Raw genomic sequence first — 22,253 nt, forward strand, 5'->3', positions numbered from 1 at the left:
GAAACTGCAGGGGGTGGCCACTTCGGTGGCCGCCCCTTTTGCATGCGCGCAAACCACTGGAAGTCCAGTCCATCTGGGGCGCGGCCGGTTCCGGCTACCGGATCCGGCACGATACCCTTTTTTCAGAGTCACCAACGGGAAGGCACCATGGAAGCCGTCAACACTGTCACGCATTCAGAGAAGAGCCGGCGGCGCGTCCTCCTGAAGCTCTCCGGCGAGGTCTTCGGCGGCGGAAAACTGGGTGTCGACCCCGAAACCGTCCGCGACGTCGCCAAGCAGATCGCAGCCGCTGTCCCGCAGGTGGAGGTGGCCATTGTGGTGGGCGGCGGCAACTTCTTCCGCGGCGCGGAACTGTCCCAGAGCGGCATGGACCGCTCCCGGGCGGACTACATGGGCATGCTGGGCACGGTCATGAACTGCCTGGCCCTCCAGGACTTCCTGGAGCAGGCAGGCGTTGAAACCCGCGTGCAGAGCGCCATCACCATGGGCCAGGTGGCCGAGGCCTACATTCCGCGCCGTGCCATCCGGCACATGGAGAAGGGCCGTGTGGTCATCTTCGGCGCCGGCGCCGGCCTGCCATACTTCTCCACCGACACTGTTGCCGCGCAGCGGGCCCTGGAGGTCCACGCCGACGTGGTCCTCATGGCCAAGAGCGGGGTGGACGCCGTCTACACCGCGGACCCCAAGAAGGACCCCACTGCAGAGCGCCTGGAAAAGCTCAGCTACGACGATGCCCTGCGCCGCGACATCCGCGTCATGGACCAGACCGCCATGACCATGTGCAAGGACAACAACCTTTCCATGGTGGTCTTTGGCATGGAGGGTGAAGGCAATGTCACCCGCGCCATCCTTGGCGAGAAGCTGGGCACCCTGGTCACTGCCTAGCTGCGGCTAGGATGATTTCAGGACAGTTCCGTCCCCGCCCTTCCCGGCGGGGACGGAAAACAGCAACCAAGAACCACGTGAGTGCAGATAACCGGCGCCCCGGACCGCACCAGAACCGTCAGGAGAGACCGTGATCGAAGAAACCTTGCTCGAAGCCGAAGAAAAGATGGACAAGGCGGTTGAGGTAGCCAAGGAAGACTTCGCTTCCGTCCGCACCGGCCGCGCCAACCCCGGCCTGTACAACAAGGTCCTGGTGGACTACTACGGTTCCCCCACGCCGCTGCAGCAGCTGGCTTCCTTTGCCATCCCGGACGCCCGGACCATCCTGATCACCCCGTTCGACAAGTCCGCCATGCGCGACATCGAGCGTGCCCTGAGCGACTCCGAGGTCGGCGCCAATCCGTCCAATGACGGCAACGTCATCAGGATCACCATTCCCGAGCTGACCAAGGAACGCCGCAAGGAATACGTCAAGATCGTCAAGACCAAGGGCGAGGACGCCAAGATCTCCATCCGCAACATCCGCCGCAAGGCCAAGGAGACGCTGGACCGCCTGGTCAAGGACGGGGAAGCCGGGGAGGACGAAGGCAACCGCGCCGAAAAGGAACTGGACAGCCTCACCAAGGCCCACGTGGACGGCATCGACGAGCTGCTTAAGCGCAAGGAAGCAGAGCTGCTCGAAGTCTGATGGGCCAGGCAGATCAGGCCCCCACACCCAGGGCGCGCACACGGGGGAAGCAGCCCAGGAGCAACCCGACACCAAAGGCCGGGCGCAACCTGCCTGCCGCCGTCGTGGTGGGCCTGGCCATGCTCATCGCTGTCCTGGGCGGGCTGCTGTTCCTCCCGCTGGTTTTTGTCGCCATCGTCACCGCCTTCGCGGTGTTCGGTGTTTGGGAGATCTACCGGGCGCTGGAAGCCAACGGTACAAGGATGCCCATTGTTCCGGTCATGACCGGAACCCTGGCCATGCCGTTCGCGGCCTATTTTGGCGGGATTGAAAGCCAGCTCTTTGCCCTGCTGCTGAGCGCCGTGGCGGTCCTGCTCTGGCGGTCCATCGAAAGCGCCGCCGGATCGGCCAACAGCATCTTCGCGGGCGTCTTCACCCTGGGCTGGGTGCCGTTCTTTATCAGCTTCGCCGCCCTGCCTTTGCATGCCGCCGGCACAACGCCGCTGGGGCTGTGGCCCGGGGGCATGGCGCCCATCGGAGCGTGGGAGATCGCCGTCATGCTGCTGCTGGTGGTCTCCAACGACACCTTCGGCTACCTGGTGGGGGCGTCCATCGGAAAGCACCCCATGGCGCCGAAGATCAGCCCCAAGAAATCCTGGGAGGGGTTCGGAGGATCGGTGGCAGGCGCCATGCTGATCGGCATCCTCGCCGCCCTCTTCGTGTTGGACAAGCCGTGGTGGGTCGGAGTGGTGCTGGCCGTGGGAACGGTGGCTGCCTCTACCGCCGGCGACCTCGCCGAATCCATGGTCAAGCGTGAGCTGGGCGTCAAGGACATGAGCAGCATACTGCCCGGCCACGGAGGCGTGATGGACCGGCTGGATTCGATCGTGTTCGCCGCGCCCGTGGCCTTCATCCTGTATGGGCTTGTGGCCGGCGCTTAGGTCCCTCCAGCCCGGCGAGGCCCGGTATTGACACAAACAGGGGTCCGGGCGGGCGCACCAGGCCCGGCACCCTAAACTGGTGCGGAAGCACTACGGCTGAAGAGCATTGAAGGAATCGAAGTGGCATTGGACATTCATCGGCAGATCCCTGCGTCCTTTGAGCGCGTGGAGCGCAGCGAGTACGGCTACAACGCCAAGCAGGTGGACCAGTTTCTGCAGCGGGCACGGGTCTCCCTGGAGACGCCGGAAGCTGCCACGGACCCCGTCAAGAGCTCCGATGTGCGTGCGGTGTCCTTCGATCCGGTCAAGGGCGGCTACTCGGCTGCCGTTGTGGATGCAGCGCTGGACCGGCTCGAGGATGCCTTTGCCCGACGGGAGCGGGACGAATTGATCGCGGCGAGGGGCGAGGAAGCCTGGCTGCGCGAAATCGGAAACCTGTCCGGCATCCTCCGGGGACGCCTGCACCGGCCGGACGGTGACCGCTTCCGCCGGCCCAGCCAGAAGAAGGGGCGCAGCTACAACACGCACGACGTCGACCGGCTGTGCCATGAGCTCATCGCCTACCTTGAGCAGGACAAGCCGCTGAGCGTGGACAGTGTGCGGCGCGCAGTCTTCCGTCCTGCCGTGGGCCAGGAAGGATACGAGGAATCCCAGGTGGACGCCTTCCTGGACCGCGTTGTCGAACTGATGGCGGCCATCGACTGACGGGGCTTCCGCCGGTGCTGGCTATTCCCCGGCCGATGGCGTGGGGGACAAGGGCGTAAAACGGCGCCACACGTCGCGGTAGCTCCGGTACCCGCGGACCGCGGACGCTGCCAGGAACCCGGTTCCGCACACGGCGCCCGTCACCGCGGCCGGTGCCATACCGGCGCCGGCGAGTGTCACCAGCAGGCCAGCCAGGATGGCAATCAAGGCAGCGTTCGCCGTCGTTATGAAGATCATGCTGCTGCCCGCCACGTGGCTAAAGCTGCCGCGGTTGCCGAAAAAATAGTAGGTCTGCACTGAGCCGGTCTCGTCGTCGTGGTGGGCTGCCATCAGGTAGGGCGCCACGCCCGGGTCAAGGTCCACGTAGGCGGCCCGCAGCCTGTTCATGGCCGTAACGTACATGAGGTCCTCGTGGGCCACGTTGTTCACCCGGAGCTGGGTCAGTAGCCCGATCGCCGCGTCGATGAACAACACCACCACCGCCAGCAGGACGAACGCGTCCGAAAACCCGGTGGCCTGGCCCACCAGCGCCACGCTGACCACGCTGGCGGACGTGAAGGTGAGGAACATGCTGATGCGGGTCAGCACCTCCGCCTGCGCCGTGCTGCGTGATGCCAACAGGCCCCAGTGTTCCGTGGCGAGCAGCTGCGCCCGCACGGAGGCCGGGACCCCGCTGTCCTGGTGGAAGCGGTCCTGGTGGAAGCCGTGCTGGTGGGACGTGCCGCCGTCCTCGGTGGACATGGCGTTATTGTCCTCCCGATCACCGTTCGGTTGCCAGCGGCCGTTCCGGGGTGTGCAGTCGGGTCATGATCCTTGGCATGCTGGTCGGGATCCGGCCGGCGGTGGCCCGCGAGACGATGACCATCACGGCGAACGCGGCGGGCACGCTCCAGGCCGCGGGTTGTGCCAGCCAGGCCGGTGCCGGACCCGAACCGGGGAGGGCCCCGGCGATCATTGCCCCGCCGCACAGCACACCGCCGGTCACCATTCCGGCAATGGCGCCGGCGTCGGTCAGTCCGCGCCACCAAATGCCCAGCAGCAGGACCGGGCACACCGTGGAGGCGGTAAACGCGAACACCAGCCCGACGCTGCCGGCCAGTGCCAGGGAACCGGTCATGAAGGCGAAGCCAAGGGGGACGACGGCGGACACGACGGCCGCGAGCCGGAACCCCCGCACGCTGCCGCCCAGGACGTCCTGGCTGATGACGCCGGCCAGGGACACCACCAGGCCTGAGGTAGTGGACAGGAAGGCGGCAAACGCCCCTGCCACCACCAGGGCGGTCAGCATGTCGCCGGCCATCCCGCCGACGAGTTCGCCGGGCAGCCTCAGGACCATGGCATCCGGCTGTCCGGACCGGGCGAGGTCCGGGGCGAACATCCGGGCCACCAGGCCATAAGCGGTGGGGAAGAGGTAGAACACGGACAGCAGGCCCAGGACGATCAGCGTGGTGCGCCGTGCCGAGTGCCCGTCCGGGTTCGTGTAGAAACGCACCAGCACGTGCGGCAGGCCCAGGGTGCCGAACAGCAGCGCCACCAGCAGGGACACGTTCTGGTAGGGCCCGGCCGGTGCCAGGCCCGTCGGGTTGACGGCCGGCGGGGATTGCGGCTCGGCCCCGTGCCCGGCCAGCACGAAGATGATGAACAGGATGGGCACGGCCAGGGCTGTCAGCTTGAGCCAGTACTGGAACGCCTGGACAAAGGTGATGGAGCGCATCCCGCCGGCCACCACCGTCAGGCACACCACCACCACGACGGCCACGGACCCCACCCAGGACGGCAGGCCCGTGGCGATATGGATTGTCAGCGCGGCGCCGTGGAGCTGCGGCACGATGTACAACCACCCCACCATCACCACCACAAGGCTGGTGACGCGGCGGACCGTCCGGGAAGCGAGGCGGGACTCGGTGAAGTCCGGAATTGTATAGGCCCCAGACCGGCGGAGCGGGGCGGCGACGAAGAGCAGCAGCATCAGGTACCCGGCGGTATAGCCTACGGGGAACCAGAGCGCGTCGGTCCCCGACAGCAGGATGAGTCCGGCCACGCCCAGGAAGCTGGCGGCGGACAGGTACTCCCCGCCGATCGCCGATGCATTCCACCAGGGCCGAACGGTCCGCGAGGCAACGTAGAAGTCTCCCGTGGTGCGCGAGATCCGGAGCCCGTAGAACCCGATGATGGCGGTGGCGAGGGACACCACAGTGACGGCGGTGATGGCGACGCCGGCATTCACCCCTGCCTCACTGTTCCCCCGCCAGGTCCCGGTACCGTGCCTCGTTCCGGGCCGCCGTCCTGACGTACAGCCACGCGCTCAGCCCGATGACAGGGTAGATGCCGGCGCCCAGCAGCAACCAGCCAAAGGGGATCCCGGCGATGCGGGCGTCGGCGAGGCCGGGAACCACCACCAGGATCAGCGGGAACGCTGCAAGGATCAGCAGGAAGCCACCCGCCACCACCAGGGCCAGCCGCAGCTGGGACCGGATCAGCGAGCGGACGAACACCTGCCCAACGTCGGATTCCTGCGCCGCTTCGCGCGACTCCAGGGGCTTTGACGCGCCACGGGCCTGGGTGAGCGGTGACGCGTGCGGGGCCGTGACGCGGACCCGGGTCATGCGTGCGGCCTGATCCGGGTGGCCTCCAGCCTCTCCCGCACGATGGGCAGGTGCCTGCGGCTGATGGGCAGGCCTGCGCCGGCCACCGTGACGCGCGGTCCGTCGGCCGCCAGCTTCATGGAGGACACATGCTTCAGGGCCACCAGGTAGGAGCGGTGGGTGCGGATGAACCCGGCGTCTGCCCACTGCTGTTCCAGGTCGGCCAGCGGGACCCGGATGAGGTAGCTTGCGTCGGCGGTGTGCAGCCGCGCGTAGTCCCCCTGGGCCTGGACGTACGTGACGTCATCGCGGCGGATCATCCTGGTGGTTCCGCCCTGGTCCACTGTGATCATCTCAGGCGCCGCCCCGCCGTCGCGCAGTTCGCTGATCCGTCCCACGGAACGGGCCAGGCGCTCGGCGCGCACAGGCTTGAGCAGGTAGTCCACGGCGGCGAGTTCGAAGGCGGCCAGGGCGTGGTCCTCGTCGGCGGTGACAAAGACGACGGCGGGCGGGTTGCTGCTCCGGGCGATCGCGCCGGCAATGTCCAGGCCGGACACGGCGGGCATGTGGATATCCAGGAAGACGGCGTCGATGCTGGCTGAGGACAGGGCCGTGAGTGCTTCGGCGCCTGACGTGGCCCGCAGCACCTTTCCGATGCGTTCGTCCCTGCCCAGCAGGAAGGCCAGTTCCTCAACGGCGGGCAGCTCATCATCAACGACGAGGACGTTAATCATTCTCCTAGGGTACTTCCAGCGGGAGGCTGGCCTTACGCATCATGGCCGGGCTGGGACTTGGGCACCCGCATGGTGATCAGCGTTCCCTCGCCCGGCGCCGTCTCCACCACCAGCCCGTGGTCGTTGCCGTACACCTGCCGGAGGCGCGCATCCACGTTCCGCAGCCCAACGTGGTCCCCGTCGGTGTGGCCTGCCAGGACCGATCGGAGCTGCTCCGGATCCATTCCCACGCCGTCGTCCTCAATGGTGACCTCGGCGAAGGCACCCGCGTCCTCCGCCGTGATGCTGATATGCCCCGGACCTGCCTTGGCCTCCAGCCCGTGCCGGACGGCGTTTTCCACCAGCGGCTGGAGGCTGAGGAACGGGATGACGGTGCTGAGGACTTCGGGCGCCACGCGGAGGCTGACCTGGACCCGGTCGCCGAACCGGGCGCGCTCCAGGAGCAGGTAGCGGTCGATGCAGCGCAGTTCCTCGGCCAGCGTGGTGAAGTCGCCGTGCCGCCGGAACGAATAGCGGGTGAAATCGGCGAACTCCACTACGAGTTCCCTGGCCCGTTCCGGGTCCGTGTTGATGAAGGACGCGATGGCGTTGAGTGAGTTGTAGATGAAATGCGGGCTGATCTGGGCCCGCAGCGCCCGGACCTCCGCTTCCATGAGCAGCGTGCGTGAGGCGTCCAGTTCGGCCAATTCCACCTGGACGGCCACCCAGTCCGCCACTTCCCCTGTCGCCCTGACCAGGCCGGCCCCCGCGGAAGGAGCAAAGGCGGCAACCGCACCCACCACCCGGGTGCCCGCCCGCACAGGGGCGATGACGCCGGCAAGCCGGCCGCCGGTACCATCGCCTCCCGCGGGCAGTACAGCCGCCCGGCCCGAAGACAGGACCTCGGCGGCGAGGTCCATCAGGCGCGGCCTGATGTCCTCGCCGCCGCCGTCCCAGGCCAGGACGCCCGAGGTGTCGGTGATCGCCAGGGCATCGCAGGCAAGCAGGGCGCGGAGCTGGCGGCTGGCCTTTGCGGCTCCGGCCGGGTTCAGGCCCCGCCGCAGGTGCTGCCCTGCCTGGGAGGCCGCGTGGAGCGTGTGGTAGGTGGCGCATTCGGCATCAGTGCCCAGCTCACGGAAGGAACGGAGCACCTTCAGGCCCACGCCGACGACGACGGCAATGGCCATGGCGATCACAGCCACGGCCGCGGCGGTGAGGAGGGGGGAGTCCGGCATGCTGCCCAGCGTAGCGGCGGGTGCCGTTGGCCGCAGCATCGCGACCGTTGAGCGACGGTGGGGGCCGATGTGCTGGAACCAGCGGCACCCACGGCGGCAGAGTGATTGGTGTCACATCTGCGGTGCCCCTGTGTGATCAGGGACTGCCGCCCGGTGTGTTCCGGCAACTCAATGAGGAGGAACGATGGGTAACGATGCCCATACTCCGGACGCAGCGGCGTCCGTGGACTTTGAACAAGTCCAGTCGACCGGGCAGTTCCAGGAATTGCGCAAGCGTCACCGCAGCTTTGTCTTCCCCATGGCAGTGGCCTTCCTGCTGTGGTACTTCGCCTATGTCCTGCTTGCCGACTATGCGGTGGGATTCATGTCCACCAAGGTCTGGGGCAACATCAACATCGGCCTGATCCTGGGCCTGCTCCAGTTTGTCTCCACCTTCGCCATCACCGGCTGGTACGTGCACTACTCGAACAAGCGGCTGGACCCCATCGCTTCGGAGATCAGGCACGAGATCGAGGGGCATGAATTCGATAAGAACGGAAACCGAGTGGGCGGAGCCAACAAATGATCGCAATTCCCGCAGCGGTGGACGTCGCCGCCCTCAAGGACACCACCCTGCTGAACATGGGCATCTTCGGCCTGTTTGTGGCGGTCACCATGGTGATCGTGTTCCGCGCCAGCCGCAACAACAAGACCGCCGCCGACTACTATGCGGCAGGACGGTCGTTCACCGGCTCGCAGAACGGCACCGCCATCGCCGGCGACTACCTGTCCGCAGCATCCTTCCTGGGCATTACCGGGGCCATCGCCATCAACGGCTACGACGGGTTCATGTACTCCATCGGCTTCCTGGTGGCCTGGCTCGTGGCGCTGCTGCTGGTTGCTGAACTGCTGCGCAACACCGGCAAGTTCACCATGGCTGACGTGCTGTCCTTCCGGCTGAAGCAGCGCCCGGTCCGGATCGCCGCCGCCATTTCCACCCTCGCGGTCTGCTTCTTCTACCTGCTGGCCCAGATGGCCGGTGCAGGCAGCTTGATCTCCCTGCTGCTGGGCATCAGCGACTGGGGCGGCCAGGCCCTGGTGATCATCGTCGTCGGCGCCCTCATGATCATGTACGTCCTGATCGGCGGCATGAAGGGCACCACCTGGGTCCAGATCATCAAAGCCATGCTGCTGATCGCCGGTGCCGCCGTCATGACCCTGTGGGTCCTGGCCATCTACGGCTTCAACCTTTCCGCCCTGCTGGGCGGTGCCGTGGAGACCGCCAACAACCCTGCGGTCCTGAACCCGGGCCTCCAGTACGGCAAGACCGATACGTCCAAGCTGGACTTCATGTCCCTGGGCCTTGCCCTGGTGCTCGGCACGGCAGCCCTGCCGCACGTCCTGATGCGCTTCTACACCGTCCCCACAGCCAAAGAAGCACGCAAGTCCGTGGTCTGGTCCATCTGGCTGATCGGCCTGTTCTACCTCTTCACCCTGGTGCTTGGCTATGGAGCTGCGGCCCTTGTGGGCGCGGACACCATCAAGTCCGCACCCGGCGGCGTCAACGCCGCCGCCCCGCTGCTGGCCTTCCACCTGGGCGGCCCGCTGCTGCTCGGGTTCATCTCGGCGGTCGCGTTCGCCACCATCCTGGCTGTGGTGGCCGGCCTGACCATTACGGCGGCGGCATCCTTTGCCCATGACATTTACGCCAACGTCATTGCCAAGGGCAAGGCCGACGCCGCCACCGAAGTCCGGGTAGCCCGCCGCACCGTAGTGGTGATCGGCATCCTGGCCATCCTGGGCGGCATCTTCGCCAACGGCCAGAACGTAGCCTTCCTGGTGGCGCTCGCCTTCGCGGTTGCCGCTTCGGCGAACCTGCCCACCATCATCTACTCGCTGTTCTGGCGGAAGTTCACCACCCAGGGCGCCGTGTGGAGCATGTACGGAGGTTTGGCGGCGGCCATCCTGCTCATCGTGTTCTCGCCGGTGGTGTCCGGTGCCAAGACCTCGATGATCCCGGGTGCCAACTTCGCGCTCTTCCCGCTGAGCAACCCGGGCATCGTGTCGATTCCGCTGGCCTTCTTCCTGGGATGGCTGGGCACCACCCTGGACAAGAGGCGCGAAGATCCCGCCAAGCAGGCCGAAATGGAAGTCCGGTCGCTCACGGGAATCGGAGCCGAGAAGGCCGTGGACCACTAAGGCAGGGTTCCTGAAGAGGGCCCACTGCCAACCAGCGCCGGGATTTTTTCGGCGCAACGCGAAGAGCCTCCTGCCGCAGACTGCGGCATGGAGGCTCTTTCCGTGGGACAGGGTGCGGTCCAGCCGCGGGCGGCCCAGTGGTCGCTCAGTGCTGGTGGTGGCCACCCGGCGCCAGGTTCCCGTGCCCACCGTGCGGCACGGCGTACTGGCCCGCGGTCGAAGCGGCGAGTCCCGGCGTCGTAATGCCCGCCACCAGGACGGCACCGGCAAACGCTGCGAGCAACAGCCTGCCCGGCCGGTCTCCGGCCCTTTCCCCGGCTGCCTGCTGCCGCCCGCCGTCCAGCCGCTGGGTCCGCCGCAGCCACGCCAGCGAGGCGATGATCATCAGCGTCAGCAGCAACGCCGAAAGCTGCGTCAAGCCCAGCCCGGAAGTTACGAACGCAGGGAAGGCGATGGCGGCGAGGTGGGCCACGGCGGCGGCCGCCAGCGGGTACTGCACCCATCGGCCGCCCGCCGACCGGTCCCTGGCCAGGAACACCACGGCACCGGCCAGCAGGGCTGTGCCCCACAGCCCGGCCAGCACCGCGGCGATGATCCTCTCCGGCTGCGCCGAACCGGCTGCAAGGATGCTGGACGAGATGGCCAGGTTGACCGATCCCGCGCCGAATCCCGCGAACCCGGTGACCAGGCGGACCGAAGGGTGCGTCAGGGGCGCTGGCTGGATTGCTGGAACAGTTGGCCCCGCAGGAGCCATTCCGGGCCTTGTCATTCCGCGCTGTCCTGCTACGCGCGGGCAGCGGCCGGGGACTTGTCCAGGGACAGGCCCACGCCGAGCAGGAGTACCGCGCTGGCCAGGTGGAGGACGTTGTCGGCCCCGTTCAGCGCGATGATGTTCAGCGGCGAGTTCAGCAGGAACAGGCCAACAATGCCCACCAGGAGGTAGACGGCGCCCACAGTGGCGTTCACCGTGCGTGCGCTGGCCGTCCCGCGGAGCCCGGCCAAGAGCAGCGCGGCGCCGATGGCCAGGTGAATGACGTTGTGCAGCGGGTTGACTTCGAAGATGATGAGGTTCGCGCCCTCGGTGGCGGCGAAACCGACGCCGGAGGTGACTGCGAAGCCCAGGAGGCCCACCAGCAGGTAGACGGCTCCGAAAATGGTGGCGATGAGGCGGTTGGGTGAGTTGCGCATGGCCTGGATCCTTCCGATAGGACGGGTGTGGCCACCCGCCGGTCCGTGGTCCCTGGGCGGGACCCTCGGAAGCGATTCGGACCATGGCCGGAAGTGGATGGGTAAAAAGATCAGTACCCTTTCCACCTTCCCGTCGTCAGGCTGGCCCTAGGCGGCGGGACGCAGCTTGATGTTGGTCATCGTGAGCCGGTCGGTTCCCTGGAACTTGTAGGCCAGGTCCACCTTCTTGCCGGTGCAGCTGATCTGGCCCACCACCTCGGCCGACTTGACGCCGTTCTCGGTGGCCACCTTCAGGTTGTTGTAGGAGGGCTGGCAGGAGCTGTCCATTTCCAGGCTCTTCACCCCGGAGATGAATGCCTCCTTGGAAAGCTGCTCCTGAAGGGCGGGGTCGAGATATTCGTCGTACGCGCCGGAGGTGTCGCCGGCGATCACCTTCTTTGTGAAGTCGTCCGCGAGGCCCCTGGCCTGGTTGGTGGCGCTGCCCACGATGTTCACCAGGATGACGACGCCGATGGTCACCAGCAGCAGCACTCCGCCGATGCTGCCAAGGATGACCCACAGCTTCCGCCGGCTCCGCTGCCGGCTTCGCTGCGGGGGAGGCTCACCGGGCAGGCCGAACGGGGCCGGCTGCTCCGGCATCGGGGGAAACTGATGCGGTGTTACGCCCGGAGGGCCCTGCTGATACGTGCCCTGCCTGTACGGTCCTTGCTGGTACGGATCCTGGGGGCTGCCCGCGTCCTGGGGACTAGTCAAGTGGTGAGCCTTTCATCAAACTGGCGGCTTTCATCGAACAGGCGCTTCGGCGCCGGCGGGCGGACGGGCCGGTCCCGGCCCGCGTATGACTGAAACCAGCCTATAACCCGGCCCGCCGCCGTCGTGCTTTCAGCGCCGCCTCCAAATCCTGCCGCTATGCGCCCTCTGAGCCGCGGTCAAGCAGGGGCCGCACACGGAAGGGGATCAGCTCGCCCATAGCCAGGGCCGTGTCCGCCCGCTCCACGCCGTCGCAGGCCAGGATCTTTCCGTTGATGCGGAACAGGTCCTCGGCATCCCGGGCCACCACGCGCAGCAGCAGGTCCGCCGATCCCGTCAGCCCGTATCCCTCCAAAACCTCCGGAATGGCCGCGATCTCCTCCGCCAGCCTCCCAAGTTTCTGTTGCTGGACGTGCACCGAGATGAAGGCCATGAGCGGGTACCCCAGCGCCACCGGATTGATGCGCCGTTGAAAGGACAGGAAGGCGTGCTTCTTTTCCAACTGGGCCATGCGCGCCTGGACCGTGTTGCGGGACAGCCCCAGCTTCTGGGCGAGCGCCACCACCGTCCGGCGGGGGTCCTCCGCGAGCGCCGACAGCAGGCGGGTGTCAGTGCCATCCAAAGCTTGCATAATGCGCAACGCTAGCACGGTGCCAACAGGCCTGACAGGGCATTCTGCTCAAAAAATGCCCGAGTGGTTGTACCCCATGGGTGTTGTGAGTAGGGTCACAGTATCTGGGGCAATGACGCCCGGAAGGCCGGTGGCGGCAGGGCCAAAAGCCCGGAGGCCACGGGTCAACGACGTACGAAGGTTGCGGCAATCGTGTCTACAGACGAAACGGGCCCTGGCGGCGCACAGACCCCCGAAAGCGCAGGAAACCCGGGCAGCCCCGGGCAGGAATTTCTCCAACTGATCACCCCGGCAGGCGAGCGCATCAGCCACCCGGAGTTCGACTTCTGGGTCAGGGATATTACCGACGAGCAGTTGTGTTCCCTGTTCGAGGACATGACTGTCATCCGCCGGATCGACGTGGAGGCCACCGCGCTGCAGCGGCAGGGTGAGCTGGCCCTGTGGCCCCCGCTGCTCGGCCAGGAAGCGGCCCAGATCGGGTCCGGCCGGTCCCTGCGGGCCGACGATTTTGTGTTCTCCAGCTACCGTGAGAACGGAGTGGCATACTGCCGCGGCGTGGATCTGACCGACCTCCTCCGGGTATGGCGCGGCAATGCCTCCGGCGGATGGGACCCGTACAGCATCAACATGGCCACGCCGCAGATCATTATCGGTGCCCAGACCCTGCACGCCACCGGCTATGCCATGGGGATCCAGAATGACGGCGCCGATGCCGCAGCCATCACCTACTTCGGCGACGGTGCCACCAGCGAAGGCGACGTCAGCGAGGCCATGGTGTTTGCCGCCAGCTTCCAGGTCCCCGTGGTCTTCTTCTGCACCAACAACCACTGGGCCATCTCCGAGCCGGTACGACTGCAGTCCCATATCCAGCTCGCGGACCGGGCCACCGGTTTCGGCATCCCCAGCCTGCGGGTGGACGGCAACGATGTCCTGGCGGTCATGGCCGCTACCCGGCTGGCGCTGGACCGGGCCCGGCGCGGCGGCGGTCCCACCTTCATCGAAGCGGTCAGCTACCGCATGGGGCCGCACACTACGGCCGATGACCCAACCCGCTACCGGGACGCCAATGAACTTGAGGACTGGGCGGCCAAGGACCCCATCTCCAGGCTCGCCGGCCTCCTGGACCGGAAGGGCCTGCTCACCGCGGAACTGCAGCAGCAGGTCAAGGACAAGGCAGACGCCGTTGCGGCGGAGATGCGCCGGGGCTGCACCACCATGCCCGATCCCCAGCCCATGGACATCTTCAAGCACGTCTACAGCGCACCCAACTCCTGGCTGGAACGCCAGCAGGACCATTACGCACGTTATTTGGCGTCCTTCGGCGATCCCGCAGGAGCCGTTTCAGAGGAAGGTGCACGCTGATGACGCAGTTGACCTTTGCCCGTGCCATCAACGCCGGGCTGCGCAAGTCGCTGGAAAACGACTCAAAGGTGGTCCTCCTCGGCGAGGACATTGGCACCCTGGGCGGGGTGTTCCGCGTGACGGACGGCCTGCAAAAGGATTTCGGGACCCACCGCGTGGTGGACACGCCGCTGGCCGAGTCCGCCATCGTGGGCACCGCCGTCGGCCTGGCCTACCGGGGCTACCGGCCGGTGGTGGAAATCCAGTTTGACGGGTTCATCTACCCGGCGTTCGACCAGATCGTCAGCCAGGTGGCCAAGCTGCACTACCGCACCCGCGGGGCCGTCAAGATGCCCATCACCATCCGCGTCCCCTTTGGCGGCGGCATCGGCTCGCCCGAGCACCACTCGGAATCACCGGAAGCCTACTTCACCCACACCTCCGGATTGCGGGTGGTGACAGTGGCCAATCCGCAGGACGCCTACACCGTGATCCAGCAGGCCATCTCCTGTGACGATCCCGTCCTGTACTTCGAGCCAAAGCGCCGCTATCACGACAAAGGTGAGGTGGACGAGTCCGTGGACCCGGCCATGGCCCTGCCCATGGACAAGGCCAGGGTGCTGACCGACGGCGCGGACGTCACCCTGGTGGCCTACGGGCCGCTGGTCAAGACCGCTTTGGACGCCGCCTCCGCCGCAGCGGATGAAGGCATCTCGATTGAAGTCATCGACCTGCGCTCGCTGGCCCCCGTTGACTACGAACCCGTGGTGGCCTCGGTGCGGAAGACAGGGCGGCTGGTGGTCACCCACGAGGCCGGGCAGTCCGGCGGGCTCGGCGCGGAAGTGGCGGCGAGCATCACGGAGCGGTGCTTCTACCACCTGGAAGCAGCACCCGTCCGGGTGACCGGGTTCGACATCCCCTACCCCTACTCCAAGCTGGAAATGCACCACCTGCCGGGCCTGGACCGCATCCTGGACGGTGTGGATCGTGCCCTGGGCCGCCCCAACTCCCTGAGCGGGCTGGAAGGATGAGCGCCACCATGATCAAGGAATTCCGGCTCCCGGACCTGGGTGAGGGACTCACGGAGTCCGAAATCCTCAGCTGGAAAGTGGGCGTTGGCGATACCGTCACCCTGAACCAGGTCATCGCCGAGGTGGAGACGGCCAAGGCCGTAGTGGAGCTTCCGTCGCCCTTTGCCGGCGTCATCAAGGAACTTCACGAGCAGCCCGGTTCCGTCGTGGAGGTGGGCAAGCCCATCGTCTCCTTTGAGGTGGCGGACGACGACGGCGGGTCGCCTTCGGAGGGGAACGGCCGTTCGGCCGGGCTCGGGGAACAACCGGCGGAGACGCCCAAACGGGAACCGAACCTGGTGGGGTACGGTGCCGTCGTCGAAGGATCCGGACGCCCCACGCGCCGGGCGCGCAACTTCGCGCCGGTGGCTGGGCCGGCCAAAACAAAACAGGCTGAAAGCGCGGTGCCGGTGGTTGAGCCAGTCGAAACCACACCTGTCGAAACCAGGCCGGCCGAGCGACCGCGGTCCACTCCTCCCGTCCGCAAGCTGGCCAAGGACCTGGGGCTGGACCTCGCGCAGATCCGCGGTACCGGTCCCGGCGGGCTGATTACCCGGGAAGATGTGCAGGGATTTTCCGGGCACGCGGAAGAGGCCGCCACTCCCATGGCTGGGCGGGCGGCTGCAGCTGGAGCAGGCGCGGGGGAGCGGGAGACCCGGACTCCCATCAGAGGCGTCCGGAAACACACCGCGGCCGCAATGGTGCAAAGCGCCTTCACTGCGCCGCATGCCACCGAGTTCCTCACCGTGGACGTCACGCCGAGCCTTGAGCTGCTGGCCAAACTGAAGGAGAGCAGGGTATTCGCCGGCATCAAGCTCACACCCCTGACGCTCGCCGCCAAGGCGGTCCTCATTGCCCTTCGCCGGCAGCCGGCGCTGAATTCGCGCTGGGACGAGGAAAACCAGGAGATCGTCACGTTCCATTACGTGAACCTGGGCATCGCCGCGGCCACGCCCAGGGGGCTCACCGTGCCCAACATCAAGGACGCCGGCGCCCTGCAGCTCCCGGAGCTCGCCCAGGCCCTGGCGGAACTCGCCGAGACCGCCCGGGCGGGTAAGACCACCCCCGCGGACCTTTCCGGCGGCACCATCTCCATCACCAACATCGGTGTCTTCGGCATCGACGCCGGCACCCCCATCCTCAACCCGGGGGAGGCGGCGATCCTCGGCCTGGGCGCGGTCCGGACCATGCCGTGGGAATACCGGGGCGAGGTGGCGCTGCGCCAGGTGCTCACGCTGAGCCTGTCCTTCGACCACCGCCTGGTGGATGGGGAACAAGGCTCCCGTTTCCTGGCCGACGTCGGTGCCATCCTGGCCGAGCCGGGGATGGTCCTCACCATGGTGTAGCGGCCCATCACCACCGGCCCCAACCCGCATAAGCGGTGCTGCCAGGGCCCGGTTGTGCGGGCGGGGGCCGTTCGTGTGGTGCCCGGTGTTGGGCGGCTCAGGCCGAAGGCCCGCTGTCCACCATCAGGGCTGCCAGCGCCATCCGCTCCAGCAAGGGGCGGGCAACGCTGGCAGCCATCCGCCTGCCGTGGCTGCGGACGGAGTGCGGCGTGGAGTTGATCAGGCCAAAGGTGGCGTGGGCGCGCATTCGCAGTTCAGCGGCATCAATACCGGGGTGCACCTTTGCCAGGACGTCCACCCACACCTCTACATAGCTGCGCTGCAGCGCGCGCACGGCGGACTGGTCCTGCTCCGACAGATTGCTGAGGTCGCGGTCCTGCACCCGGATTACGTCCGGCTTGCCGAGCGCGAAGTCCACTTGGAACTCCACCAGCTGGCGCAGCGCCGCCAGGGGATCGGCGGCGTGCTCCACAACCTGGCGGCCGCCGTCGAGCAGTTCCCGGCTCACGGTGACCAGGAGGTCGGCCAGGACCGCCTGCTTGCCGGGAAAATGGCGGTAGACCGCAGGCCCGCTGACGCCCGCAGCTGCGCCGAGGTCCTCCAGGGACACCCGGTTGAAGCCGTTGGCTGCGAACAGCGAGGCCGCAGCTGTCAGCAACGCCTGCCGCCGGTTCTCCTTGGCCTTGCCGCGCTGCGTTGTGGGGACCTGCGTTGTGGGGACCTGTGTCGTGGGACCCTGCGGTGTGGGGACGTGCGTGGCAGGAACCGGCTGCACTGGATTGCTGGACACTTTTCCTCCTGGGGCCGACGCAGAGTCTAGCAAGGCGCCCGTGTGTTGGACATCACAGTTAATCGAGACTAACCTGAATTTCAGTTATTAGTCACTAACCGAGTTGGCGTGGAGCCGGCCCGGTGCACACAAGGACGGATCGTCAATGGAGACCCTGGCCACCCGGCTCGACCCGGCAAGCGAGTCCTTCCGCGCCAACCGGGAAGCGCAGCTGGCGCTCGCGGAGGACCTGCGGAAAAGGCTGGCGGATGCGGCGCTGGGAGGTCCCCAGAAGTCGCGGGACCGGCATGTGGCCCGGGGCAAGCTGCTGCCGCGGGACCGGATCGACCAGCTCCTGGATGACGGCAGCCCGTTCCTGGAAATCGCGCCCCTTGCCGCCAACGGCATGTACAACGGCGATGCCCCGGGCGCCGGAGTAATCGCCGGGATCGGCCTGGTGCACGGCAGGCAGGTGCTGGTCATCTCCAATGACGCCACCGTCAAGGGCGGCACCTATTACCCAATGACGGTCAAGAAGCACCTCCGCGCGCAGGAGATCGCCCTGGAAAACCGGCTGCCCTGCATCTACCTGGTGGATTCGGGCGGGGCGTTCCTGCCCAAGCAGGATGAGGTGTTCCCGGACAGGGACCACTTCGGCCGGATCTTCTACAACCAGGCACGCCTCTCCGGCGCCAAGATCCCGCAGCTCGCCGCCGTCATGGGGTCGTGCACGGCGGGCGGCGCGTACGTCCCCGCCATGAGCGACGAAACCGTTATTGTCCGGAACCAGGGCACCATCTTCCTGGGCGGACCGCCGCTGGTGAAGGCCGCCATTGGGGAAATCGTCACTGCGGAGGAACTGGGCGGGGGCGAGGTGCATTCCCGCGTCTCCGGTGTGACCGACCACTTGGCCGACAACGACGAACATGCCCTCCAGATCATCAGGGACGTCGTTGCCACCCTGCCTCCTCCCGCCGCGCCCGCCTGGCAGGTGGAACCCGGGGTCGAACCTGCCGTCGACCCGGAGGGGCTCTACGGCGCCGTGCCCACGGACGTCAACGCACCCTACGACGTCCATGAGGTGATCGCCCGGCTGGTGGACGGCAGCAGGTTCCACGAATTCAAGAAGGACTACGGCACCACCCTTGTCACCGGCTTCGCCCGCATCGACGGTCACCCCGTGGGCATCGTGGCCAACAACGGCGTGCTGTTCAGCGAGTCCTCGCTCAAGGGCGCGCATTTCATCGAGCTGTGCGACCAGCGCGGCATCCCGCTGCTGTTCCTGCAGAACATCTCCGGCTTCATGGTGGGCCGGGACGCCGAACAGGGCGGCATCGCCAAGAACGGGGCCAAGATGGTCACCGCCGTCGCCACGGCCCGCGTGCCCAAGCTGACCGTGGTGATCGGCGGCTCCTTTGGTGCCGGGAACTACTCCATGTGCGGCCGCGCCTATTCCCCGCGGTTCCTGTGGATGTGGCCCGCGGCCCGCATCTCGGTGATGGGCGGCAACCAGGCGGCCAGCGTGCTGGCCACCGTGAAGCGGGACCAGTATGAGGCGGCGGGGGAGGACTGGCCGGCGGACGACGAGGAAGCCTTCAAAGCCCCCATCCGCGAGCAGTACGAGGACCAGGGGAGCCCGTATTACTCCACTGCGCGGCTCTGGGATGACGCCGTCATCGACCCCGCCGATACCCGCACCGTCCTGGGCCTCGCCCTGGACGTCGTCTCCCGCACCCCCTTGCCGGAGACCTCCTTCGGCCTCTTCCGGATGTGAGCCAGCAATGACCATGCAGACCAACACCGCCACCCAAACCACCGGCGCCGGGACCGCAGCGGCCACCGCCACCAACAACGCCACGCCGCTTTTCAGCACGGTCCTGGTGGCCAACCGCGGCGAAATCGCCTGCCGCGTCATCCGCACCCTGCGACAGCTTGGGATCCGCTCGGTGGCCGTCTACAGCGATGCCGACGCCGGCGCCCGCCACGTGCGCGAAGCCGACACGGCGGTCCGGATCGGCCCTGCCGCGGCGGCCGAGAGCTACCTGAACGCCGGCGCGATCGTCGAAGCCTGCAGGCGGTCCGGTGCCGAGGCCGTCCACCCGGGCTACGGCTTCCTCAGCGAGAACGTGGACTTCGCCAGGGCCCTTGAAAAGGCCGGCATCACGTTCATCGGGCCGGGCGTGGAAGCCCTCAATGTCATGGGCGACAAGATCCGCGCCAAAAACCATGTGGCGGGTTACGGCGTGCCCGTGGTCCCCGGCGTTGCCAGGCCCGGTATGACGGACGGCGAACTGTCCGAGGCGGCCGCCGCCGTCGGCTATCCGCTCCTGATCAAGCCCTCCGCCGGTGGCGGCGGCAAAGGCATGCACGTGGTGGAAAAGCCGGCGGACCTGCCTGCAGCCCTGGCCACGGCGCGGCGCGTTGCCAGTGCGGCGTTTGGCGATGACACCCTGTTCCTGGAGCGCCTGGTGACCACCCCGCGGCACATCGAAGTGCAGGTGCTGGCTGACAACCACGGCAACGTCATCCACCTGGGCGAGCGCGAGTGCTCCCTGCAGCGACGGCACCAGAAAGTCATCGAGGAAGCCCCGTCCCCCCTGCTGGAGGGCCTGCCCAACGGTGCGGAAGTGCGGGCGCGGATTGGCGAAGCCGCATGCAACGCCGCCCGCAGCGTGAACTACACCGGGGCGGGAACAGTGGAATTCCTGGTGTCCGACGACGCGCCGGATGAGTTCTTCTTCATGGAGATGAACACCAGGCTGCAGGTGGAACACCCCGTCACCGAGATGGTCACCGGCATCGACCTCGTGGAATGGCAGGTGCGGATCGCCGCCGGGGCGGAACTGACGCTCCGGCAGGCCGATGTCGAACTGTCCGGCCATGCGGTGGAGGCGCGGGTCTACGCCGAGGTGCCGGAGAAGAACTTCCTGCCGTCCACCGGGACTGTGCTGCAGCTGGACGAGCTGCCGGGACCACAGCAGCGGCCCAGCGCTTCCGCACGGGGTGAAGTGGACCAGCCCGGCGGCCGGCTCCGCGTGGATTCCTCCCTGGTGGAAGGGCTGGAGCTTTCGGCACACTACGACCCCATGATCTCCAAGGTGATCGCCTGGGGAGCGGACCGCGGCGCAGCCCTCGCGTCCCTTGATACAGCCCTGGCCGGGTACACCGCTCTGGGCATCGAGACCAATGTCGAGTACCTTCTGCTCCTGCTCAACGATCCCGACGTCCGCGCCGGGCGCCTGGACACCGGCCTGATCGAGCGGAAGCTGCCCGCACTCGAATTCCGCCGCATCGAAGAGCCCGAACTTGTGGCCGCCGCGCTCTACGCGCTGTCCATGGAGGCGCAGGACCATCCGGCCCCTGCGTCCGGCCCGTGGCTGGACAGGAGCGGCTGGCGGCTTGGCGTACCGGCTCCGCGCCGGATCAGCCTCGGAACGCCCGACGGCGGCGTGACAACCGTGCTGGTCAGCGGCAGCCCCAGCGGGGGACAGACAGTCACGGTAACGGTCGACGGCGGCGCCCGGCGGCGTGCAGCCCTGGACTGGTCCAGCCGGCACGGCATCGACCTTGACCTTGACGGCGAGCACCGGAGTTACCGGCTGGCGCCCGTCGTCACGGGGCCGGTGGAACCGACGTGGAGTAATCCACTGCCCGGACGTCCCTCCCAGCTCTTCCTCGGCAACGCCGGCTGGTCCTGCCGGATTGACGTCCTGACCCGCGAGGCGCGGCTGGAGCGGGTGCTGGCAGCCGTCCAGCGGCAGGAAGGCGCCGCCGATCCGGAGGTGCGTTCGCCAATGCCCGGCACGGTGGTGGCTGTCCCGGTCGCCGACGGGGATGAAGTCCAGGCCGGGGAAGTCCTGGTGTCCGTGGAGGCCATGAAGATGGAGCATCACTTGGTGGCCCCGCTGGCAGGGACGGTCCATCTGTCCGCCCGCACCGGTGACCTGGTGAAGGCCGACCAGGTGCTGGCCACCGTCCACCCCCATCCCACGGGTACCGGACCCAGCTCCACGGACACAGAAACAGTTGCAGACGAAGACCAAGGCGAAGGAGCCTGACCATGAGCGGTTTTGAACTCACCGAGGAATACCAGGACCTCAGCGACACCGTGCGCGACTTCGCGGACAACGTGGTGGCCCCGGTTTCCGCAAAGCATGACGAAGAGCACAGCTTCCCCTACGAAGTGGTGAAGCAGATGGCGGAGATGGGCCTGTTCGGGCTGCCGTTCCCGGAGGAATACGGCGGCATGGGCGGGGACTACTTCGCCCTGGCGCTTGCGCTGGAACAGCTGGGCCGCGTGGACCAGTCAGTGGCCATCACCCTGGAGGCCGGGGTGTCCCTGGGCGCCATGCCCGTGTACCGCTTCGGCACGGAAGCACAGAAACAGGAGTGGCTGCCCATGCTTGCGTCCGGCCAGGCGCTCGCCGGGTTCGGGCTCACCGAGCCGGAGGCAGGGTCCGACGCCGGCGGCACCAAGACCCACGCGAGGCGCGAGGCCGTCGGAGACAAAACACACTGGGTGATCACCGGCAACAAGGAGTTCATCACCAACTCCGGAACCGACATCACCCGGCTGGTCACCGTCACGGCCGTCACCGGCCAGCAGGAACGCGAAGACGGCAGCATCAAAAAGGAAATCTCCACCATCCTGGTGCCAACGGACACCCCCGGCTTCAAGGCGGAGAAACCCTACAACAAGGTGGGCTGGAACGCCTCCGATACCCACCCGCTGACCCTGAAGGACGTCCGGGTGCCGGAAGAAAACCTGCTTGGCGAAGAGGGGCGCGGTTACGCCAACTTCCTGTCCATCCTGGACGAGGGCCGGATCGCCATCGCGGCATTGGCAACCGGCGCGGCCCAGGGCTGCGTGGACCTGTCGGTCCGGTATGCCCGCGAGCGCCGGGCTTTTGGCCACGAAATCGGCAAGTACCAGGCCATCTCCTTCAAGATCGCGCGCATGGAGGCACGGGCCCACACCGCCCGGCTGGCCTACTACGACGCGGCCGCCCGGATGCTGGCAGGCAAGCCGTTCAAGACCCAGGCGGCCATCGCTAAGATGGTCGCAGGCGAGGCAGCCATGGACAACGCGCGGGATGCCACCCAGGTATTCGGCGGCTATGGCTTCATCAACGAGTTCACTGTGGCACGCCACTACCGCGACTCCAAGATCCTTGAAGTGGGGGAGGGCACCACGGAGGTCCAGCTGATGCTGATCGCCCGCGAACTGGGACTTTAGCCCTGCGCCTGCA

22 protein-coding genes are annotated in these 22,253 nt (G+C 67.2%); 12 read left to right on the forward strand and 10 right to left on the reverse strand.

Annotated features, from left to right (window positions below):
* The first annotated feature begins 147 nt into the window (after window positions 1-147).
* The 4 genes from pyrH (at window position 148) to LFT44_RS06530 (ending at window position 3,198) form a co-directional block, all read left to right on the forward strand.
* Window positions 148-885, forward strand: coding sequence for a UMP kinase (pyrH, locus tag LFT44_RS06515; RefSeq protein ID WP_236801868.1), 738 nt, complete (start codon window positions 148-150; stop codon window positions 883-885).
* Window positions 886-1,015: 130 nt separating this feature from the next.
* Window positions 1,016-1,573 carry a ribosome recycling factor gene (gene frr / locus LFT44_RS06520; protein WP_043452867.1) on the forward strand — a complete coding sequence of 186 codons (558 nt, stop codon included), beginning with the start codon at window positions 1,016-1,018 and terminating at the stop codon, window positions 1,571-1,573.
* Window positions 1,573-2,493, forward strand: a complete 921-nt coding sequence (locus tag LFT44_RS06525) for a phosphatidate cytidylyltransferase (protein ID WP_236801869.1) — start codon at window positions 1,573-1,575, stop codon at window positions 2,491-2,493. Before frr ends, LFT44_RS06525 begins: the two co-directional genes overlap by 1 nt.
* A gap of 120 nt (window positions 2,494-2,613) precedes the next feature.
* Window positions 2,614-3,198: a DivIVA domain-containing protein gene (locus LFT44_RS06530; RefSeq protein WP_236801870.1), complete on the forward strand. Its 585-nt coding sequence runs from the start codon at window positions 2,614-2,616 to the stop codon at window positions 3,196-3,198.
* Window positions 3,199-3,219: 21 nt separating this feature from the next.
* Here the strand turns inward: LFT44_RS06530 and LFT44_RS06535 are convergent, their stop codons facing one another.
* The 5 genes from LFT44_RS06535 to LFT44_RS06555 are packed head-to-tail and all read right to left on the reverse strand — an operon-like array spanning window position 3,220 to window position 7,731.
* Window positions 3,220-3,939: a hypothetical protein gene (locus tag LFT44_RS06535; RefSeq protein WP_236801871.1), complete on the reverse strand. Its 720-nt coding sequence runs from the start codon at window positions 3,937-3,939 to the stop codon at window positions 3,220-3,222.
* Window positions 3,940-3,958: 19 nt separating this feature from the next.
* Window positions 3,959-5,425 carry a sodium/solute symporter gene (locus LFT44_RS06540; protein WP_236801872.1) on the reverse strand — a complete coding sequence of 489 codons (1,467 nt, stop codon included), beginning with the start codon at window positions 5,423-5,425 and terminating at the stop codon, window positions 3,959-3,961.
* Window positions 5,426-5,432: 7 nt separating this feature from the next.
* Complete coding sequence (locus tag LFT44_RS06545) at window positions 5,433-5,804, reverse strand: hypothetical protein (protein ID WP_236801873.1); 372 nt, start codon at window positions 5,802-5,804, stop codon at window positions 5,433-5,435.
* The gene (locus LFT44_RS06550; protein ID WP_236801874.1) at window positions 5,801-6,517 is read right to left on the reverse strand and encodes a LytR/AlgR family response regulator transcription factor; all 717 of its coding nucleotides are present in this window, start codon (window positions 6,515-6,517) and stop codon (window positions 5,801-5,803) included. The genes LFT44_RS06545 and LFT44_RS06550 overlap by 4 nt, the downstream gene beginning before the upstream one ends.
* Before the next feature lie 32 nt (window positions 6,518-6,549).
* Window positions 6,550-7,731: a sensor histidine kinase gene (locus LFT44_RS06555; RefSeq protein WP_236801875.1), complete on the reverse strand. Its 1,182-nt coding sequence runs from the start codon at window positions 7,729-7,731 to the stop codon at window positions 6,550-6,552.
* Window positions 7,732-7,915: 184 nt separating this feature from the next.
* Here LFT44_RS06555 and LFT44_RS06560 point away from each other — a divergent pair, with 184 nt between their 5' ends.
* Together LFT44_RS06560 and LFT44_RS06565 are read left to right on the forward strand one after the other, a co-directional pair.
* On the forward strand, window positions 7,916-8,296 hold the full coding sequence (locus LFT44_RS06560; protein ID WP_236801876.1) for a DUF485 domain-containing protein: 381 nt from the start codon (window positions 7,916-7,918) through the stop codon (window positions 8,294-8,296).
* Window positions 8,293-9,909 (forward strand): solute symporter family protein, encoded by a 1,617-nt coding sequence (locus LFT44_RS06565; protein WP_236801877.1) that lies wholly within the window; start codon window positions 8,293-8,295, stop codon window positions 9,907-9,909. Before LFT44_RS06560 ends, LFT44_RS06565 begins: the two co-directional genes overlap by 4 nt.
* A gap of 145 nt (window positions 9,910-10,054) precedes the next feature.
* Here the strand turns inward: LFT44_RS06565 and LFT44_RS06570 are convergent, their stop codons facing one another.
* From LFT44_RS06570 to LFT44_RS06585, 4 genes are all read right to left on the reverse strand, one after another.
* Window positions 10,055-10,678 (reverse strand): hypothetical protein, encoded by a 624-nt coding sequence (locus LFT44_RS06570; protein ID WP_236801878.1) that lies wholly within the window; start codon window positions 10,676-10,678, stop codon window positions 10,055-10,057.
* A 14-nt stretch (window positions 10,679-10,692) separates the two neighbouring features.
* Window positions 10,693-11,097: a DUF4383 domain-containing protein gene (locus LFT44_RS06575; RefSeq protein WP_236801879.1), complete on the reverse strand. Its 405-nt coding sequence runs from the start codon at window positions 11,095-11,097 to the stop codon at window positions 10,693-10,695.
* A 147-nt stretch (window positions 11,098-11,244) separates the two neighbouring features.
* Window positions 11,245-11,736, reverse strand: a complete 492-nt coding sequence (locus LFT44_RS06580; RefSeq protein WP_236801880.1) for a hypothetical protein — start codon at window positions 11,734-11,736, stop codon at window positions 11,245-11,247.
* 268 nt (window positions 11,737-12,004) lie between these two features.
* Window positions 12,005-12,478 carry an Lrp/AsnC family transcriptional regulator gene (locus tag LFT44_RS06585; RefSeq protein ID WP_236801881.1) on the reverse strand — a complete coding sequence of 158 codons (474 nt, stop codon included), beginning with the start codon at window positions 12,476-12,478 and terminating at the stop codon, window positions 12,005-12,007.
* 192 nt (window positions 12,479-12,670) lie between these two features.
* On the opposite strand from LFT44_RS06585, the gene pdhA reads away from it, so the two are divergent.
* From pdhA to LFT44_RS06600, 3 genes are read left to right on the forward strand one after another with little or no spacing between them, the layout of a single operon-like run.
* Window positions 12,671-13,840 (forward strand): pyruvate dehydrogenase (acetyl-transferring) E1 component subunit alpha, encoded by a 1,170-nt coding sequence (gene pdhA / locus LFT44_RS06590; RefSeq protein ID WP_236801882.1) that lies wholly within the window; start codon window positions 12,671-12,673, stop codon window positions 13,838-13,840.
* Window positions 13,840-14,850, forward strand: a complete 1,011-nt coding sequence (locus tag LFT44_RS06595) for an alpha-ketoacid dehydrogenase subunit beta (RefSeq protein WP_236801883.1) — start codon at window positions 13,840-13,842, stop codon at window positions 14,848-14,850. Before pdhA ends, LFT44_RS06595 begins: the two co-directional genes overlap by 1 nt.
* On the forward strand, window positions 14,847-16,235 hold the full coding sequence (locus tag LFT44_RS06600) for a dihydrolipoamide acetyltransferase family protein (protein WP_236801884.1): 1,389 nt from the start codon (window positions 14,847-14,849) through the stop codon (window positions 16,233-16,235). The genes LFT44_RS06595 and LFT44_RS06600 overlap by 4 nt, the downstream gene beginning before the upstream one ends.
* Window positions 16,236-16,332: 97 nt before the next feature.
* On the opposite strand, the gene LFT44_RS06605 is transcribed toward LFT44_RS06600, so the two are convergent.
* On the reverse strand, window positions 16,333-17,025 hold the full coding sequence (locus LFT44_RS06605; RefSeq protein WP_272910881.1) for an SACE_7040 family transcriptional regulator: 693 nt from the start codon (window positions 17,023-17,025) through the stop codon (window positions 16,333-16,335).
* Window positions 17,026-17,170: 145 nt separating this feature from the next.
* Here LFT44_RS06605 and LFT44_RS06610 point away from each other — a divergent pair, with 145 nt between their 5' ends.
* Genes LFT44_RS06610 through LFT44_RS06620 form a run of 3 tightly spaced genes read left to right on the forward strand, consistent with a single transcriptional unit; the run spans window position 17,171 to window position 22,240 of the window.
* On the forward strand, window positions 17,171-18,778 hold the full coding sequence (locus tag LFT44_RS06610; RefSeq protein WP_236801885.1) for a carboxyl transferase domain-containing protein: 1,608 nt from the start codon (window positions 17,171-17,173) through the stop codon (window positions 18,776-18,778).
* Window positions 18,779-18,785: 7 nt separating this feature from the next.
* A complete protein-coding gene (locus tag LFT44_RS06615) occupies window positions 18,786-21,062 on the forward strand; it encodes an ATP-binding protein (RefSeq protein ID WP_236801886.1) in 2,277 nt (758 codons plus the stop codon).
* Between the two features lie 2 nt (window positions 21,063-21,064).
* On the forward strand, window positions 21,065-22,240 hold the full coding sequence (locus LFT44_RS06620) for an acyl-CoA dehydrogenase family protein (protein ID WP_236801887.1): 1,176 nt from the start codon (window positions 21,065-21,067) through the stop codon (window positions 22,238-22,240).
* Window positions 22,241-22,253 lie beyond the last annotated feature (13 nt).

This window comes from Arthrobacter sp. FW306-05-C, from assembly GCF_021801725.1.
Taxonomy (GTDB): domain Bacteria; phylum Actinomycetota; class Actinomycetes; order Actinomycetales; family Micrococcaceae; genus Arthrobacter.

What these genes read in the sequence shown, in the direction of transcription:
- pyrH (WP_236801868.1), top strand. Translation starts at nt 148, where the DNA reads ATGGAAGCCGTCAACACTGTCACGCATTCAGAGAAGAGCCGGCGGCGC.
- LFT44_RS06525 (WP_236801869.1), top strand. Translation starts at nt 1,573, where the DNA reads ATGGGCCAGGCAGATCAGGCCCCCACACCCAGGGCGCGCACACGGGGG.
- LFT44_RS06535 (WP_236801871.1), bottom strand. Translation starts at nt 3,939, where the DNA reads ATGTCCACCGAGGACGGCGGCACGTCCCACCAGCACGGCTTCCACCAG.
- LFT44_RS06545 (WP_236801873.1), bottom strand. Translation starts at nt 5,804, where the DNA reads ATGACCCGGGTCCGCGTCACGGCCCCGCACGCGTCACCGCTCACCCAG.
- LFT44_RS06550 (WP_236801874.1), bottom strand. Translation starts at nt 6,517, where the DNA reads ATGATTAACGTCCTCGTCGTTGATGATGAGCTGCCCGCCGTTGAGGAA.
- LFT44_RS06555 (WP_236801875.1), bottom strand. Translation starts at nt 7,731, where the DNA reads ATGCCGGACTCCCCCCTCCTCACCGCCGCGGCCGTGGCTGTGATCGCC.
- LFT44_RS06560 (WP_236801876.1), top strand. Translation starts at nt 7,916, where the DNA reads ATGGGTAACGATGCCCATACTCCGGACGCAGCGGCGTCCGTGGACTTT.
- LFT44_RS06565 (WP_236801877.1), top strand. Translation starts at nt 8,293, where the DNA reads ATGATCGCAATTCCCGCAGCGGTGGACGTCGCCGCCCTCAAGGACACC.
- LFT44_RS06570 (WP_236801878.1), bottom strand. Translation starts at nt 10,678, where the DNA reads ATGACAAGGCCCGGAATGGCTCCTGCGGGGCCAACTGTTCCAGCAATC.
- LFT44_RS06575 (WP_236801879.1), bottom strand. Translation starts at nt 11,097, where the DNA reads ATGCGCAACTCACCCAACCGCCTCATCGCCACCATTTTCGGAGCCGTC.
- LFT44_RS06580 (WP_236801880.1), bottom strand. Translation starts at nt 11,736, where the DNA reads ATGCCGGAGCAGCCGGCCCCGTTCGGCCTGCCCGGTGAGCCTCCCCCG.
- LFT44_RS06585 (WP_236801881.1), bottom strand. Translation starts at nt 12,478, where the DNA reads ATGCAAGCTTTGGATGGCACTGACACCCGCCTGCTGTCGGCGCTCGCG.
- LFT44_RS06595 (WP_236801883.1), top strand. Translation starts at nt 13,840, where the DNA reads ATGACGCAGTTGACCTTTGCCCGTGCCATCAACGCCGGGCTGCGCAAG.
- LFT44_RS06600 (WP_236801884.1), top strand. Translation starts at nt 14,847, where the DNA reads ATGAGCGCCACCATGATCAAGGAATTCCGGCTCCCGGACCTGGGTGAG.
- LFT44_RS06610 (WP_236801885.1), top strand. Translation starts at nt 17,171, where the DNA reads ATGGAGACCCTGGCCACCCGGCTCGACCCGGCAAGCGAGTCCTTCCGC.
- LFT44_RS06615 (WP_236801886.1), top strand. Translation starts at nt 18,786, where the DNA reads ATGACCATGCAGACCAACACCGCCACCCAAACCACCGGCGCCGGGACC.
- LFT44_RS06620 (WP_236801887.1), top strand. Translation starts at nt 21,065, where the DNA reads ATGAGCGGTTTTGAACTCACCGAGGAATACCAGGACCTCAGCGACACC.